At 70.0% G+C, this 13,645-nt stretch carries 15 protein-coding genes; 5 read left to right on the top strand and 10 right to left on the bottom strand.

What is annotated here, in order from left to right; genetic code table 11:
- The first annotated feature begins 60 nt into the window (after positions 1 to 60).
- Together ACIQ0W_RS04495 and ACIQ0W_RS04490 are read left to right on the top strand one after the other, a co-directional pair.
- Complete coding sequence (locus ACIQ0W_RS04495) at positions 61 to 1,728, top strand: GAF domain-containing protein (RefSeq protein ID WP_396641612.1); 1,668 nt, start codon at positions 61 to 63, stop codon at positions 1,726 to 1,728.
- Positions 1,725 to 2,378, top strand: a complete 654-nt coding sequence (locus ACIQ0W_RS04490; protein WP_396641611.1) for a response regulator — start codon at positions 1,725 to 1,727, stop codon at positions 2,376 to 2,378. The genes ACIQ0W_RS04495 and ACIQ0W_RS04490 overlap by 4 nt, the downstream gene beginning before the upstream one ends.
- Positions 2,379 to 2,421: 43 nt before the next feature.
- On the opposite strand, the gene ACIQ0W_RS04485 is transcribed toward ACIQ0W_RS04490, so the two are convergent.
- The 3 genes from ACIQ0W_RS04485 to ACIQ0W_RS04475 all read right to left on the bottom strand — a co-directional run bounded on the left by ACIQ0W_RS04485 (position 2,422) and on the right by ACIQ0W_RS04475 (position 3,844).
- Positions 2,422 to 2,874, bottom strand: a complete 453-nt coding sequence (locus ACIQ0W_RS04485) for a universal stress protein (protein ID WP_396641610.1) — start codon at positions 2,872 to 2,874, stop codon at positions 2,422 to 2,424.
- A gap of 95 nt (positions 2,875 to 2,969) precedes the next feature.
- A complete protein-coding gene (locus ACIQ0W_RS04480; RefSeq protein ID WP_396641609.1) occupies positions 2,970 to 3,347 on the bottom strand; it encodes a fluoride efflux transporter FluC in 378 nt (125 codons plus the stop codon).
- A complete protein-coding gene (locus tag ACIQ0W_RS04475) occupies positions 3,344 to 3,844 on the bottom strand; it encodes a fluoride efflux transporter FluC (protein WP_396641608.1) in 501 nt (166 codons plus the stop codon). The genes ACIQ0W_RS04480 and ACIQ0W_RS04475 overlap by 4 nt, the downstream gene beginning before the upstream one ends.
- 165 nt (positions 3,845 to 4,009) lie before the next feature.
- Between ACIQ0W_RS04475 and ACIQ0W_RS04470 the strand changes: the two genes are divergently transcribed.
- The gene (locus ACIQ0W_RS04470; RefSeq protein WP_396641607.1) at positions 4,010 to 5,107 is read left to right on the top strand and encodes an LLM class flavin-dependent oxidoreductase; all 1,098 of its coding nucleotides are present in this window, start codon (positions 4,010 to 4,012) and stop codon (positions 5,105 to 5,107) included.
- A 34-nt stretch (positions 5,108 to 5,141) separates the two neighbouring features.
- On the top strand, positions 5,142 to 5,999 hold the full coding sequence (locus ACIQ0W_RS04465; protein WP_396641606.1) for an alpha/beta hydrolase fold domain-containing protein: 858 nt from the start codon (positions 5,142 to 5,144) through the stop codon (positions 5,997 to 5,999).
- Between the two features lie 7 nt (positions 6,000 to 6,006).
- On the opposite strand, the gene ACIQ0W_RS04460 is transcribed toward ACIQ0W_RS04465, so the two are convergent.
- The 3 genes from ACIQ0W_RS04460 to ACIQ0W_RS04450 form a co-directional block, all read right to left on the bottom strand.
- Positions 6,007 to 6,828: a hypothetical protein gene (locus ACIQ0W_RS04460; protein WP_396641605.1), complete on the bottom strand. Its 822-nt coding sequence runs from the start codon at positions 6,826 to 6,828 to the stop codon at positions 6,007 to 6,009.
- Positions 6,829 to 6,962: 134 nt separating this feature from the next.
- A complete protein-coding gene (locus ACIQ0W_RS04455) occupies positions 6,963 to 7,592 on the bottom strand; it encodes a class I SAM-dependent methyltransferase (protein WP_396641604.1) in 630 nt (209 codons plus the stop codon).
- Positions 7,589 to 8,596 carry an NAD(P)/FAD-dependent oxidoreductase gene (locus tag ACIQ0W_RS04450; RefSeq protein ID WP_396641603.1) on the bottom strand — a complete coding sequence of 336 codons (1,008 nt, stop codon included), beginning with the start codon at positions 8,594 to 8,596 and terminating at the stop codon, positions 7,589 to 7,591. The genes ACIQ0W_RS04455 and ACIQ0W_RS04450 overlap by 4 nt, the downstream gene beginning before the upstream one ends.
- Before the next feature lie 79 nt (positions 8,597 to 8,675).
- On the opposite strand from ACIQ0W_RS04450, the gene ACIQ0W_RS04445 reads away from it, so the two are divergent.
- Positions 8,676 to 9,257, top strand: coding sequence for a helix-turn-helix domain-containing protein (locus ACIQ0W_RS04445; protein WP_396641657.1), 582 nt, complete (start codon positions 8,676 to 8,678; stop codon positions 9,255 to 9,257).
- A 194-nt stretch (positions 9,258 to 9,451) separates the two neighbouring features.
- Here the strand turns inward: ACIQ0W_RS04445 and ACIQ0W_RS04440 are convergent, their stop codons facing one another.
- The 4 genes from ACIQ0W_RS04440 to ACIQ0W_RS04425 form a co-directional block, all read right to left on the bottom strand.
- Positions 9,452 to 10,735 (bottom strand): DUF222 domain-containing protein, encoded by a 1,284-nt coding sequence (locus ACIQ0W_RS04440; protein WP_396641602.1) that lies wholly within the window; start codon positions 10,733 to 10,735, stop codon positions 9,452 to 9,454.
- A gap of 121 nt (positions 10,736 to 10,856) precedes the next feature.
- Positions 10,857 to 11,897 carry an adenosine deaminase gene (add, locus tag ACIQ0W_RS04435; RefSeq protein ID WP_396641601.1) on the bottom strand — a complete coding sequence of 347 codons (1,041 nt, stop codon included), beginning with the start codon at positions 11,895 to 11,897 and terminating at the stop codon, positions 10,857 to 10,859.
- Positions 11,894 to 12,934 (bottom strand): isopenicillin N synthase family dioxygenase, encoded by a 1,041-nt coding sequence (locus ACIQ0W_RS04430; RefSeq protein WP_396641600.1) that lies wholly within the window; start codon positions 12,932 to 12,934, stop codon positions 11,894 to 11,896. Before ACIQ0W_RS04430 ends, add begins: the two co-directional genes overlap by 4 nt.
- A gap of 85 nt (positions 12,935 to 13,019) precedes the next feature.
- Positions 13,020 to 13,631 (bottom strand): helix-turn-helix domain-containing protein, encoded by a 612-nt coding sequence (locus tag ACIQ0W_RS04425; RefSeq protein WP_396641599.1) that lies wholly within the window; start codon positions 13,629 to 13,631, stop codon positions 13,020 to 13,022.
- Positions 13,632 to 13,645: the final 14 nt, after the last annotated feature.

Genomic DNA, 13,645 nt, shown 5'->3' with positions numbered 1-13,645 from the left:
ACGCGTCCCGACCGTGTCGTCGGTAGGATCGCGAGCAGCGTCAAACGCCGGGAGGTCGACATGACCGACGACACGGTTGCATCGAACGAGGATCCTTCCGCGAGCCCAGCCGACGAGCTGGCGGGCCGGCGTCTGTCGGACCTGCTCAGCGCCAGTACGTCGGTCATCGAGCGGCTCGATCTCGAGGTGGTGCTGCGGCGGATCGTCGAAGCGGGGATGTCGCTGGTCGGTGCCCGATACGGCGCACTCGGTGTCATCAGCCGCGACGGTGGCCTCGAGCGTTTCATCCACGTCGGCATCGACGCGCCGTCCGCCGACCGGATCGGACATCTGCCGGTCGGTCGTGGTGTCCTGGGCGCGGTGATAACCGACCGTGAACCGATTCGCGTGCCGCACCTGGCATCCGAGCCCCGGTCCGTCGGGTTCCCCGCCCATCATCCGGTCATGGACTCGTTCCTGGGCGTCCCCGTGCGGGTCGGCGATCAGATCTACGGCAACCTCTACCTGACCGAGGCGAAGAGCGGATCGTTCAGTGCGGCCGATCAGGAGCTCGTCGTCGCCCTGGCCGCCACGGCGGGCATCGCGATCGAGAACGCCCGCATGTACGACGCCGCGCGCACCCGCGAGGTCTGGAACGCGACGATCGCGGATGTGATGTCGGCCATGCTCGACCTCGACGGCACGAACGTGCTCGAAGTCATCGCGTCGCGTGTGGCTGCGCTGATCGACGCCGACCTCGTGGCGGTGGCGATACCGCACGGGGAGGACCAACTCGTCCTGTCCACGGTGTACGGTCTCTCGGCCGCCGAGCTGCAGGGCCACGCCTACGCGATCGAGGGCACCCTGACGGGACGTGCCCTGCGCACGCGTCAGGCGCTCAGCATCGAAAGCGAACCCGAGGGGACGAAATTCGAGGGTCAGCCGCCGCTCGGACCCACGGTGGCGATCCCCTTGTACGCGGGCGACGACGCCCTCGGAGTGCTGATGATCTCTCGTCAGCCCGAGGGTCGGTCGTTCACCGCCGCCGACCTCGAGATGGCGTTCTCCTTCGCGGCGCAGGCGAGCATCGCCCTCGAGGTCGTCCGGGCGCGTGAGGATCGCAAGCGCGCCGAGACCACGCGTGACCGGGCCCGGATAGCCCGCGACCTGCATGACCACGTCATCCAGCGCCTCTTCGGGGCGGGGCTCGCGCTTCAGGCGGCATCCGCGACGGTCCACGCCGACGCGTCCGCGGCCATCGAGGCGCAGATCGACGTCATCGACGCCACGATAAAAGACATCCGTACCGCGATCTTCGCGCTGGGAAGCGGCGAACGTCAGGGCGCGAAGCGGTTCCGCGATCGGGCCCTGGACGTCGTCGCAGAGATCAGCGACTCGTGGCCGACACCGGTCCGGGTCTCGTTCGTCGGGCCCCTCGACAACGTGATCGCGGGCGGGCTGGACGATGATCTCGTGGCCGTCGTCCGCGAACTGCTGACCAACGTCGCGAAGCACGCGCAAGCCGAGTCCGTGGATGTCGTCATCCAGCTGTCGGACGATACCGTGGAGCTCTCGGTCACCGACGACGGCGTCGGCATACCCGAGGGTGCCGCGCGCAGCGGCCTGGCGAACATCGCCGAGCGTGCGCGTTTGCGCTCCGGCTCGTGCGACATCGTGTCTTCTGCGCGAACCGGAACGGCCGTCCGGTGGCGAGCCCCCATCCGAGCATCGAACGGACATCCTCAATGACCCGTGTATTCCTGGTGGACGACCACGAGATCGTGCGCCGCGGTGTCGCACAGCTGATCGACGCGGAGCTCGACCTCGAGGTCGTGGGCGAGGCGGGCGGCGTCGATGAAGCGATGCGTCGAATCGAAGCCACGCGTCCCGACGTCGCTGTGCTGGATGTTCGTCTACCGGACGGCAACGGGATCGACCTGTGTCGCGACATCCGCTCGGCGCACCCGAGCGTGAAGTGTCTGATCCTGACCGCGTACGACGACGACGAGGCCCTGCGGTCCGCGGTGCTGGCCGGAGCGAGCGGATACGTCATCAAGAACGTGCGGGGCGGCTCGATCGTCGACGCGATCCGGCGAGCCGCGGCGGGCGGCACGATCCAGGCCGCTGATGTCATGTTGCGCGCGGCGCGGACGCTGCACCCCGAGACGGCGCCCCGGCGCGACACGACCGATCCGGGGCTGTCGTTGCGCGAAAGTCAGATCCTCGGGCTGATCGCCGAGGGGATGACCAATCGCGAGATCGGCGAACGCCTCGGCATCGCCGAGAAGACCGTCAAGAACTACGTCAGCGGCCTGCTGGCGAAACTCGGCATGGAGCGACGCACCCAGGCCGCTGTCTACGGCGCCGAACGCAAAGGCCGGGGGAGTGCCGGGGCGTAAGCATCCGACGTCCGCCGTCCGCCGTTCGCCTGCGGGATTCGGGTCAGGCGACGGGCGCCTTCTTCGGCTCGTGCATGATGAGCACCGGACACCGCGCGTGCTGGGCGCACGTCGCGCTCACGGAGCCGAGGAGCAGCCCGACGAAGCCACCCCGTCCCCGGCTTCCGAGGACGAGCATCGAGGCGTGGTCGCTCATGTCGATGAGGGACGCGGCGACCGGCCCGGGGCGGATCGAGGTTCGCAGCCGCTCCGGCCGGCCCTCCGGGAACGCCCGTTCGAGGGCGTCGGCCAGGATGTCCTCGGCGTCGCCCTCGGGCGACCAGTCGCCGGTCGGGAACGACGCGTCGTAGGTGATGGGGAACTGCCACGCCGTCACGGCCTCCAGCGGGACATCCATCATCCGAGCGAGCTCCGCCGCCTTTCGCAGGGCCGCGATCGAACTGGCCGATCCGTCCACGCCGACGACGATCGGCTTCGGCTCTGTGCTGGTGACCATGATGTCTTCCTCTCCGATCGGATCCTCGGGGGACTCTCTGACCTCATGCTGTCGCCGTCCGGGCGCGCCGAGCAGGGCCGAAGGTCCCGCGTGCCTCAGAACAGCGAGCCGAGCCAGAGTCCCAGGCCCGCGACGAGGGTCGTCGCGGCGAGCACCCCGAGTCCGTTGAGCGCGCCCGCGAGCCACTTGCGCTCCTGGAGCAGGCGCACGGTCTCGAAGCTCGCGGTCGAGAACGTCGTGTAGCCGCCGAGGAAGCCGGTGGCGACGACCGCGTACCACCCGTCCGAGACGAGCTGACCCGCGGCGAGGCCCGCGAGGAATCCGAGCAGCAGCGAGCCGGTCACGTTGATGATGATCGTCGCCCACGGGAGAGCGCTCGAGACGCGGGTGCGGATGACGCCGTCGAGCAGGAGTCGGGATGCCGCGCCCAGGCCGCCCGCGAGGGCGATGAGCACGAAGATCAGGGGCGTCACCGCTCGACCCCGTTCGCGAGCGTCCGCCGGTGGAGGGCTGCCGCGATCGCGATTCCTGCCCAGGTCGCGACCGCGCCGACCAAGACCGTCCCCGCGCCGTACGCCAGCCCAGGTACGGGCGAACCCGCACCGATCAGGTGCGCCGTGTCGGCGGCCAATGCGCTGTACGTCGTGAAGCCGCCCATCGCGCCCGTGCCGAGCAGCAGGCGCACGCGTCGACGTCCGCCGTGGTCGGGTCCGCGGCGGACGAGCGACTCGAGCAGCAGGCCCAGCAGGAATGCGCCGGTGATGTTGATGGCGAAGATGGCATACGGGATGCCGTCGACCGGCGGGAACGCCAGGCTCAGCGCCTCGCGGGCCGCGGTGCCGAGCGTGCCGCCCGCGAAGACCAGCAGCAGGGCGCCCGGCCGAAGATGAATGGGTCGCGGTGCGCCGGTGACCGACTCGGATGCCTCGAGGTCGGGATCGAGGGGCAGGTCCTCGTCGTGTCCGTTCATGTGTCGGGCTCATCCTGCCAGATGCTCGTCGGGGCCGCGAACGGCGGAGCGCGTTCATCCCCTGGGAGTCGGTGCACCCCGGCGGTCCGCTCTCCGGCTATCGTCGCAGGGGGCGCGCCGCAGACAGCCAGACGGGGACGCGACGCCACGGAGCAAAGGAGCACCATGACATTCGAGTTCGGCATCTTCGACTCGTTCGATCTGGGCCGGGGCACGGCCGGAGAAGTGATCGATGCCCGCCTGCGGCTCGCCGTCGAGGCCGAACGCCTCGGCTTCGGGCACTACCACGCGACCGAGCACCACGGCACCGACCTGTCGGTCATCCCCTCACCGAACCTCTTCCTCGCGGCGCTCAGTCAACGCACCGAGCGCATGCGGATCGGGGCGATGGTCTACGTCCTGCCCTCGTACGAACCCCTGCGCCTGGCTGAGGAGATCGCGACGCTCGACCACCTCTCGGGCGGGCGGGTCGACCTCGGGGTCGGCAGCGGGATCAGCCCGATCGAATTGGGGTACTTCGGCGTGGCGGATGACGCGGCGCGCGGCCTGTACGACCGCGCCCTGGTCGCCCTGCTGGACGCCTGGAAGACGGGGGTGCTCACGCATCCGGAACATCCCGAGCGCGAACCGGCGACGCTGTCGGTGCTGCCCGTGCAGCAGCCGTACCCGCTGCTCTGGTACGCCTCGAGCAACCCCCGGACGGCAGAGTGGGCCGGTCGCAACGCCGTCAACTTCCTCGGTCGCTGGAATACGGGGGAGTTCGTGCAGACGGTCGACGCCTACTGGCGCGCCTGGCGCGATGCGGCGGGGGACGAGAGCCGCCTGAACGCCCATGTCGAGGGCGTGCCTCGGGTGGGACAGACGACGTCGGTGCTGATCGGGGAGAGCGATGCGGCGGCTCATGACCGGTTCCTCGCTGTGCAGGAGTTCTATGCCACGCGCGTTCTGCGCCTGTGGCACGACCACGGCATCTCGACCTTCGACGCGGGCTTCGACGGCGCCGTCATGCTCGAGCGCGGCACCGCGATCGTCGGCACGGCGGAGAGCGTCCGGGATCAGATCGTCGCGCAGCTCGAGCTCGTGGACGCCAACATGCTCGAGGTCCAGCTCTACCAGGGCGACATGGGTCTGGACGAGAGCCTGTCGAACCTGCGCGCCTTCGCCAGCATCATGCCCGACATCCGGTCCGCGGCCGATGCCCTCGCCCGCGGGACGGATCGCGTGGCCCTCGGCGGCGCCGGGGTAGGCGTGGTCACGCCGTGACGGGGAACGGCGTGACGGGCAAGGGATGCCGCCGATGAACCCCGTGCACACCGAAACGGACGTCGTGTACGCGGCCACCGCGGGTCGCGAGCTGCGATGCGACCTGCACTGGCCGGTCGGAGACGTCGGTCCTCTCCCCGTCGCGATCTACCTGCACGGGGGCGGGTGGGCCCGGGGGGCTCGCTCCGATCGTGCCGAGGAGCGGCTCGTCCCCGTCGCCGGGGCGGGAATCGCGGTGGCGTCGATCGAGTACCGCCTATCGGGCGAGGCGCTGTGGCCGGCGCAGCTCGACGACGTGCGCGCGGCGATCGACGCCGTGCCGCGCCTGTTCGCCGAGCGCGGCGTCGCGGTCTCGGGGCGCACCACGCTCTGGGGCTGCTCGGCCGGCGGACACGTGGCGCTGATGGCCGCGTTGACGGCGGCAGGGAACGGCGACGCGGGACCCGATGCCGGACCCGGGGCGGCCCCCGGCGCGGCCCCCGATGCGGTCGTCGCCTGGTTCCCGCCCACCGACCTGACCCTGATGACGGATGCCCCGGCCTCTCCGGGCGCCCGCATGCCCGCCTTCCTGCCGCCCGGAGCGGCGGTCCCGCCGTTCGAGCGCATGCTGCTCGGGCTGGGCGAGGGGGACGACGAAGACGCCCTTACGCGGCTGCGGGGTGCCAGCCCGCTCTCCCATGTGGCGCCCGGCGTGTGCCCCGTGCTGTTGATCCACGGCGACGAGGACGCCCTGATCCCCGCATCCCACTCCGAGACGCTGCGCGATGCCCTGCTGGCCGCGGGCTCGCCCGTGTCGATGCTGCTCGTGCGCGGCGCGACCCACGAGGATCCGCTCTTCGACGCGCCCGCGGTCCTCGGCGCGACGGCGGCGCACCTGAAGGACTCCGCGTGACGTCGAGCTAGCTCGTGGGGCCGGCGTCGTCGATCTGTGCGCTGGTCGACTGTCCGTCCAGCCCGCGCCGCAACGCGTCGACGGCAGCGCCCTCGCGCCCGGTGCCCGAGGTCGCCGCGGCCGCGTCCAAGCGGGCGAGGAGCTCGGTCGGGACATCGAGCGTCAGCCGCGCGCCGTCGTCGGGGCGGCCGCGTACGACGAGTCCGATGATCGGCACCGCGATCGTGCCGATCACATCGACGATCGCGATCACGCCGAAGAAGCGCCAGTATCCCGTGTCCGCGCCCGGGATGTCGCCGTCGGTCAGGATCGGCAGCCACAGCATGATCGCGACGATCGCCGCCGCGACCAGCGTGATCGTCAGCCCGATGCGAACGATCGGGCGCGCCGACGATGCCAGGCGCAGCAGCAGGTTCGTCTGCGCGAGCGTGACGGCGAGGATCGTCAACACACCGAGCGCGCGGAACCAGTCGTCGACCGACTCGCTGATGTCGAACCACGACCAGATGACGACGAGTGCGGGAACGAGGGCCGCGACGCTGGCGGCGATGCCGATGTAGCCGACCACGCGGAACCTCTGCGAGGCGATGGCGAGGTGGCAGAGGGCGGTGAGCCCGAACGCCGCGACGGCGAGGGTCGTGAGCAGGATGCGTCCCTGCGTCTCGCCGAACTCACCCGACAGCAGGGCGACGATGCCGAGGGCGCCTGCGGCGAGGAGCGACACGATGACGACGACGATCGCCGCGCGGCGAAGGCCGCGCACGGCCGGCGGGGTGCGCGTGCTGTTCGAGGAATCCGTGCGCGTGGCACTCGGGGGTGAGGCGCTCATGCCCCCAGGGTACGGCGCGGACCGTGCTTCGCGCCCGCTCGTGCTTCGCGCCCGCTCGGCGGATTCGGGCGCTGTCGGTGGAACGCATCCGCAGACTCGACCCGAATCGACCGAGCCGCTCGCAAACGGAACCGCTAGTCGACCCGCTGCGCGAGGACGACGCTGTCGTGCAGCACGGTGTGCGCACCGTCCGGGCTCGTAGCCGTGCGCTCTCGCACCTCGACGACGAGCGTTCGCCACCGAGCGTCGTCGAGCTGGAGCGCCGCCAGGTCGCCCTCGGGGGTCGGGAAGACCATGTCGTGGACGTGATCCGTCGGGGCCCACGGCGGTGCGGCGGCGTGCCCGACGACGAGTATCGAGCCACCCGGTGAGACGAATCCGGTGGCGGTGCGCAGGATCAGCTCCCGGGGCAGTTCGACCGGGGATTGCAGGAAGGATGCCGTGACGAGGTCGTACTCGTCGCCGTCGGTGTAGCTCGACAGGTCGGCCGCGATGAACCGCGTGCGATCGGACAACCCGCGGGCGTCCGCGGCCGTGCGCGCCCGCTGGACCGCGGTGGGCGAGAGGTCGACGCCCGTGGCATGCCATCCTCGCGCGGCGAGCCAAAGCACATCCCCGCCCTCGCCGCATCCGAGATCCATGGCGCGGCCCGGCGCGAGCGCATCGGTGACCGCCGCGAGCGTCCCGTTGACCCGGCCCGACCAGACGCGCGGCGAGCCCGCGTACCGCTGCTCCCAGAATTCGACGGGTGCCTGATCTGTCATGAGGCCACCTCGGCCGTCTGCTCGCGGGTCGCCTGCTCACGGGCCTGCTCGCTCAGCCGGGCGACGGCGTCGTCGAACTCCCGCGCGACGAGGGCCGCGTTCACGGCAGCCCCGGCGAAGGATCCGGAGCCCATCGCGAGGGGCACGTTCGCCGCCGGGTTGACGACGTTGCCGGTGGCCCAGACGCGGGGGTTGCTGGTCTGTCCGACGGGATCGACCGTGATCAGGTCGCCCATCGGGCCCTCCGACCGGGCGAGGCCCAGGAGCGCCAGCATCCGGTCATGGGGTTCGGGCGCCCCGCCCGTGAAGATGGCGTCGATCTCGAGGATGGAGCCGTCCTCGAGCCGCGCGCCGGTGACCGTCTCGCCGTCCCCGAGCACCGCGACGACGGCCTGTTCGACGATCCGGATGCCTCGCGCAGCGAGCCTTCGCCGGGTCTGCTCGTCGAGGTCGCCCGCGAGAGCGGCGAAGAACACGACGTCATCGCTCCACTGGCGCAGGAGCTGTGCCTGGTGGAGCGACATCGGCGAGGTCGCCAGCACGCCCAGTCGCCGCCCGCGGACCTCCCAGCCGTGGCAGTAGGGGCAGTGCAGCACGCTCGTGCCCCAGTGTTCGGCCAGGCCGGGAATGTCGGGCAGGCGATCGGTGATCCCGGTCGCGACGATGAGGGTGCGGGCGGCGTACGAAGCCCCGGCCTCGGTTGCGACCCGCAATCCGTCCGGCGCTTCCTCGACACGTGTGACCGAGGCCTCCGCGAACTCGACACCGAAGGCGGATGCGTCGGCACGGCCGATGCGGAGCAGCTCGGCGGGATCGATCCTCTCGTGCCCGAGCACGGCGTGCATGTGCGCGGCGAAGCGGTTGCGAGGTTGGCCCGCGTCGATGACGAGGACGCGGCGGCGTGCGCGCCCGAGCATGAGTGCGGCGCTGAGGCCGGCGACGCCCCCGCCGATGATGATCGTGTCCCAGGGCTCGCTCGCGGAATCGGTGGCGTGGTTGTGCATGACTCCAGCGTGGCGCTGAGCGCGACAGAATGGCAAACTGGTTTGCGGTATTGGCAAGAAGAGCGATCGGGGGATGAAGATGGCGGACGGTCTGGATCAGGTCGGAGCTCGGCTGCGGACCGCCCGTCACGCGCGCGGCTGGACGTTGGACGAGTTGGCCACGCGCTCGGAGATGTCGGCGAGCACGCTGTCACGGCTCGAATCCGGCAAACGGCAGGCCAGCCTCGAGCTGCTCGTGCCGCTCACGCGCCAGCTCGGTATTCGCATCGACGACCTCGTCGGCGCGCCCGATGTCGACCCCCGGGTGCGACGCCCGGTCATCCGGCGCGACGGAATGGTGATCGCGCCGCTCGCACCCGAGGGGTCGTCGGTGAATACGTACAAGATCACGTATTCGCCCGATGCGACCCGATTCGCCGAGTTGCGCGTGCACGACGGCTACGAGTGGCTGTATGTCCTCGCTGGAAGGTTGAGGTTGCGGCTCGGTGAGCAGGATCTCGTGCTTTCGCGGGGTGAGGCGGCGGAGTTCGATACCCGCATTCCGCACGCGATCGGTGCGGCGGGCAGTCGGCCCGCGCAGATCATCAGCATCTTCAACGAGTCGGGCGCACGCATGCACACGCACGGCGCCGTTGCGGTTACGGACGTTCACTTTCCCTGAGCCTCTGGGTGTGCGCGCCGGGGCATAGCTCGGTGACCGTGCAGGGCACAGCGGATCCCTTCGACAGGCTCAGTGCCAGTGCTCAGTGACCGGGCATCTCAGTGACCGGGCATCTCAGTGACCGGGCATCTCAGTGACCGGGCATCTCAGTGACCGGGCATCTCAGTGACCGGGCGGCCGCGGCGAACCCATCCCTAGAAGGGTGGTGGATCCGTGTTCGGGGCGAAGTGAACCGCGGGCGGGGGTCTGTCGATGTAGACGTGCCCGCCCGGGGATGTCCATTCCAGGATTCCGCCGCCGAGTTGTCTCACCCGCCACGGTGTTTCGCCTTTGAGGGTGTGGTGTCGTTTGCAGAGGCACGCCAGGTTGCAGGTGCTGGTTTCACCACCGAGGGCGTAATCCAGGGTGTGATCTCGATCGCACCGGTGTGCGGGTTGCCGGCACCCGGGGAACCGGCAGTGCTGATCCCTCGCCCGGAGGAAGCGTTTCATGTCCGCCGACGGTGTGTACCGGTCGACAGCGAGAACACAGCCGGTGATCGGGTCCGCGAGGACCCGATCCCATCCGGTCGCGTGCCCGGCAAGAGCGCGGGCGGTCGCGGGGTCGATCGGGCACCGCCCGGCCAGTTCCGCGGGCTCATCCGTCACCCCGGCGAGTGCCAGGGCGGGAACGGTGACGTTCACGATCGCCTGGATCGCCCCCAGGCCCCCGAACCCGTCTGACATTCCCGCACCCGTGTGAGCGTCCGGGGTGGTGGTGAGGAGTATGTCGGCGACGAGGTCCGCACGAATCTGATCGACGGTGCGCGCATCACTCGGGTCGGTGTTCTTGATCGCCCGCGCTTGCTGCGTGATCCGGTCGTGCATGGCGTGGGCGAGGACGGCGGGTTGGATGGTGCTGAACTCCGCCATCCCGTCGCCGAGGTCCCGCACACACGCACCCCGCCCCGCCCGCGCCTCCCGGTGACGCTCCGTCAATGACCGGGGCTGCAACGACTCCGCGAGGCGAGCCAACGCAGACCCCAAGCGGCCCGGCGTCGTCCCCTCCGCACGGACCAAGGCCGCCGCCTCGAACTCCGACCGCGCCTCGGCATCCGTGAGGGGAAGTCCGTGTTCCATGATCACCGCAACATGCCCCGCACTCACCCGCCCCTGATCCCACGCGTCGAATGTCGCGGGGAAGGCCTCGGCAAGGGTCGCGGCGTCGTTCATGCGGCGTTGCACCGTCCGATCCGACATGTTCGCCGCAACACCCAACTCCGCCGCCAACGCCCGAAACGGCAGCTCCGCCTCACGCGACGACGTCGACACCAGCTCCGCGACCCGACGCATCCCGAGATCCGCCGCATCCGCCAACACCCGCGCCTGCGCGGCCTGCGCCCGGGCCACCGTCCGGGAAGCCTCGGCGAACCGCACCGCGAGATCACGTGCGGCAACATCGACATCGTCACCGGACGCAACGCGAATGTTCGAATGCATGTTCGAAACTCTACGGACACCCACCGACATCCGATGCTCGAAAAGCACCGAAATCACGCCGAGATTGCGCCAAGAAGATGAGAGTTTTCACACACCCATAGAGACGCGCGAACCAGCGCCCTTACGAGACGGCCGCGGCACGCAACGCAGCCAGGTGCCGCTCGCGTTCGGCGCCATCGATGAACGCCGCCTCGAACGAGTTCTCGATGCATCCGATCAGCACGTCTCGGGGCGTTCCGATCGCCTCGAGCGCCGCGAAGTTCGCGCCGATCTGACCCCCGAAGTAGGCCGGGTCATCGCTCGAGATCGTGGCCGGAATACCCGCCTCGAGCATCGCGAACACCGGATGCTGCTCCATCCGGTCGACCGCGCGCAGCGCGACGTTCGAGAGGGGGCAGACGTTGACGGCGATCTGCTCGCCCGCGATCCGCTTGAGCAGCTCGGGGTCCTCGACGGCGCGCAGACCGTGGTCGATGCGCTCGACGCGCAGGTCGTCGAGGGCCTGACGGACGTATTCGGGGTCGCCCTCTTCGCCCGCGTGGCAGGTCCGGTGCAAGCCGTCCGCCTCGGCGCGCGCGAAGACATCCCGGAACAGCACGGGCGGATAGCCCACCTCGGTGGAGTCGAGCCCCACCCCGATGATCATGTCGCGGAAGGGCGCGATGTCCGTCAGCATCTGGTCGGCGGCCTCGGCGCCGAGGTCGCGCGTGAAGTCGAGGATCAGGTCGCACGACAATCCGTCGCGGCGGGCATCGGCGAAGGCCGCGCCGTAGCCCTCCATGACCGCGGCGAGCGGTACGCCGGCGCGGACATGCACCATCGGGTTGAAGAACGACTCGGCGCGGACGACGCCTTCCTCGCGGGCGCGACGCAGGTACAGCGCTGCGAGGTCGTGGAAGTCCTCGGCCGTCCGCATCACCGCGAGATTGTCGAAGTACACGTCGAGGAAGTCCTGCAGCTCGCCGAACCGGTAGCGCGCGTCGAGAACCTCGGGGTCGTAGGTCGGCAGCTGCACGCCGTTGCGGCGGGCGAGTGTGACGAGCAGTTCGGATTCGAGGGCGCCCTCGAGGTGCATGTGGATCTCGGCCTTGGGGATCGTCGGAGACGATGCGAGCGGCACGGCTGCGGGTGCCGACGCGGCTGCCGGTGTCGACGGGGTCATCGCGCGGCCGACGTCACGCGCGCCTGCTCGCGCTCGGCCGCGGTGTTCTTCACACCCGCACGCGATCCGCGGAGCTTGGCCTGCACGTGCTCCGCGACCGTCACGGGCGCGTACAGCGGCTCGGAGTGCTCGAGGATCGACGGGAGGGTGTGGATCACGGAATCCGCGTTCCAGTCGTGGAAGAAGGCGGCCGAGCGGCGGCGCTTGATCGTGCCGTTCACGATCGGCGGCTTGACACGGTGCAGCGTCGACATCCATTCGTCGTTCGTGACGCGCGCGGCGATGTCGCCGAGGTTGATCAGCAGCGCGCCCTCGGCGGGCATGACGTCGTGCCAGCCTCCGTCGCGACCCAGTACCTGCAGGCCCTCGACGCGATCGGCCCAGAGCACGGTCACCATCCCGTAGTCGGTGTGCTCGCCCATTCCCGTGAGGTCGGCACCGAGCTCGATGCTGCCCGGGGGGAGGGCGTAGTTGTTCATGCGCAGGACGTTGATCGGATGATCCGACACCGCGCCGAACACCGCGCGGTCGATGCCGAGGGCATCCGCGAAGGCATCCTGCAGCGTGTACGCGACGCGGCGGGCCTCGGCGAAGTACGTCGTGACGCGCTCCTCGAACCCGGGGGTGTCGGGCCAGGTGTTGGCGGCGTAGTCGCCGGTCGCGTCGACGAAGCCGGGGAAGTCGGCCTCCGAGCTGCCGATGTTGAACGCCTCGAAGAAGTCGTTCATGCGGGTGACGGGGTCGACGCCCAGCGAGTAGCTGAGCGACTCGCTCTTGGGTGGGCTGTAGCCGCGGTTCTCTTTCGCGGGCCGCTTCCACGCCTTCTTCGCCTCGAGCTCCTGGCCGAAGAAGTCGTCCATCGCCTGGGCCAGGCCATCCGTCACCGCGGTCGGCACGCCGTGCCCCACGATCTGGATGAAGCCGACGGTGCGGCAGGCCTCGTCGAGGGCTCGGGCCACGGCGGCCTTGCTCTCGTCGCTCGCATCGGTCACGTACGCGGAGATGTCGACGGTCGGGACGTCGAAGGATTCGCTCATGCGTTTGATAATACAGAGCAATCAATGATTGCTTGTGTAAATAACTTGTTACGCCGCCGACAGGAGTTCCCCGCGGGCTGCGGCCTCACGAACCGGGGGAGTGCACGAGCAGGATGGTGGCCTGTTCCGGGCCGATGACCCTCCAGACGTTGCGGAGTTCCCCGGGGTAGGTCATGGCGTCACCGGTGCCGAGCTCCCACTCGCCCTGACCCTCGATCGTCACGACGATCCGCCCGTCCGCGACGTACACGAGCAGCTCGCCGTCGGACTGGAACCAGTCGCCCATGTCGTCGTCCGCTCCGACGACGTATTCGGTCGCGACGACCCGGCGACCCGCGGCGGTGAGGATGCGGCCGATGCCCGCGTTGGCGGACTCGGTGACCGGCACGCGGCGCGCGTCGTCGCGCCGCAGGACGTGGATCGGTGCGACCTCGACCTCGGCCGGCATGAGCTCTGCGGCCGACAGCCCGAGCGCTCCGGCGAGCCGGTAGAGCGTCAGCATGGAGGGGAGCGTGTGGCCGTTCTCGATCTGACTGAGGAACGGCTGGCTGATCCCGGCCTCGGCGGCGAGCGCACGCATCGAGAGCTTCCGGTCGGCGCGAGCGGACGCCACGGCCCGGCCGATCGCGGCCGCGATGCTCGTCTCGGCGCGAGCGTCGTCGGTCGGGGCACTCGGGCGGGGGATGTCTTCGCTCACCGTCTCAGGCTAGG

This window comes from Microbacterium sp. (assembly GCF_044340635.1).
Classification (GTDB): domain Bacteria; phylum Actinomycetota; class Actinomycetes; order Actinomycetales; family Microbacteriaceae; genus Microbacterium.
This window is presented reverse-complemented; position numbering and strand designations above follow the sequence as displayed.

Coding starts and splice junctions, on each gene's coding strand:
- ACIQ0W_RS04495 (WP_396641612.1), top strand. CDS start 61: ATGACCGACGACACGGTTGCATCGAACGAGGATCCTTCCGCGAGCCCA.
- ACIQ0W_RS04490 (WP_396641611.1), top strand. CDS start 1,725: ATGACCCGTGTATTCCTGGTGGACGACCACGAGATCGTGCGCCGCGGT.
- ACIQ0W_RS04485 (WP_396641610.1), bottom strand. CDS start 2,874: ATGGTCACCAGCACAGAGCCGAAGCCGATCGTCGTCGGCGTGGACGGA.
- ACIQ0W_RS04475 (WP_396641608.1), bottom strand. CDS start 3,844: ATGAACGGACACGACGAGGACCTGCCCCTCGATCCCGACCTCGAGGCA.
- ACIQ0W_RS04470 (WP_396641607.1), top strand. CDS start 4,010: ATGACATTCGAGTTCGGCATCTTCGACTCGTTCGATCTGGGCCGGGGC.
- ACIQ0W_RS04465 (WP_396641606.1), top strand. CDS start 5,142: ATGAACCCCGTGCACACCGAAACGGACGTCGTGTACGCGGCCACCGCG.
- ACIQ0W_RS04460 (WP_396641605.1), bottom strand. CDS start 6,828: ATGAGCGCCTCACCCCCGAGTGCCACGCGCACGGATTCCTCGAACAGC.
- ACIQ0W_RS04455 (WP_396641604.1), bottom strand. CDS start 7,592: ATGACAGATCAGGCACCCGTCGAATTCTGGGAGCAGCGGTACGCGGGC.
- ACIQ0W_RS04450 (WP_396641603.1), bottom strand. CDS start 8,596: ATGCACAACCACGCCACCGATTCCGCGAGCGAGCCCTGGGACACGATC.
- ACIQ0W_RS04445 (WP_396641657.1), top strand. CDS start 8,676: ATGGCGGACGGTCTGGATCAGGTCGGAGCTCGGCTGCGGACCGCCCGT.
- ACIQ0W_RS04440 (WP_396641602.1), bottom strand. CDS start 10,735: ATGCATTCGAACATTCGCGTTGCGTCCGGTGACGATGTCGATGTTGCC.
- add (WP_396641601.1), bottom strand. CDS start 11,897: ATGACCCCGTCGACACCGGCAGCCGCGTCGGCACCCGCAGCCGTGCCG.
- ACIQ0W_RS04430 (WP_396641600.1), bottom strand. CDS start 12,934: ATGAGCGAATCCTTCGACGTCCCGACCGTCGACATCTCCGCGTACGTG.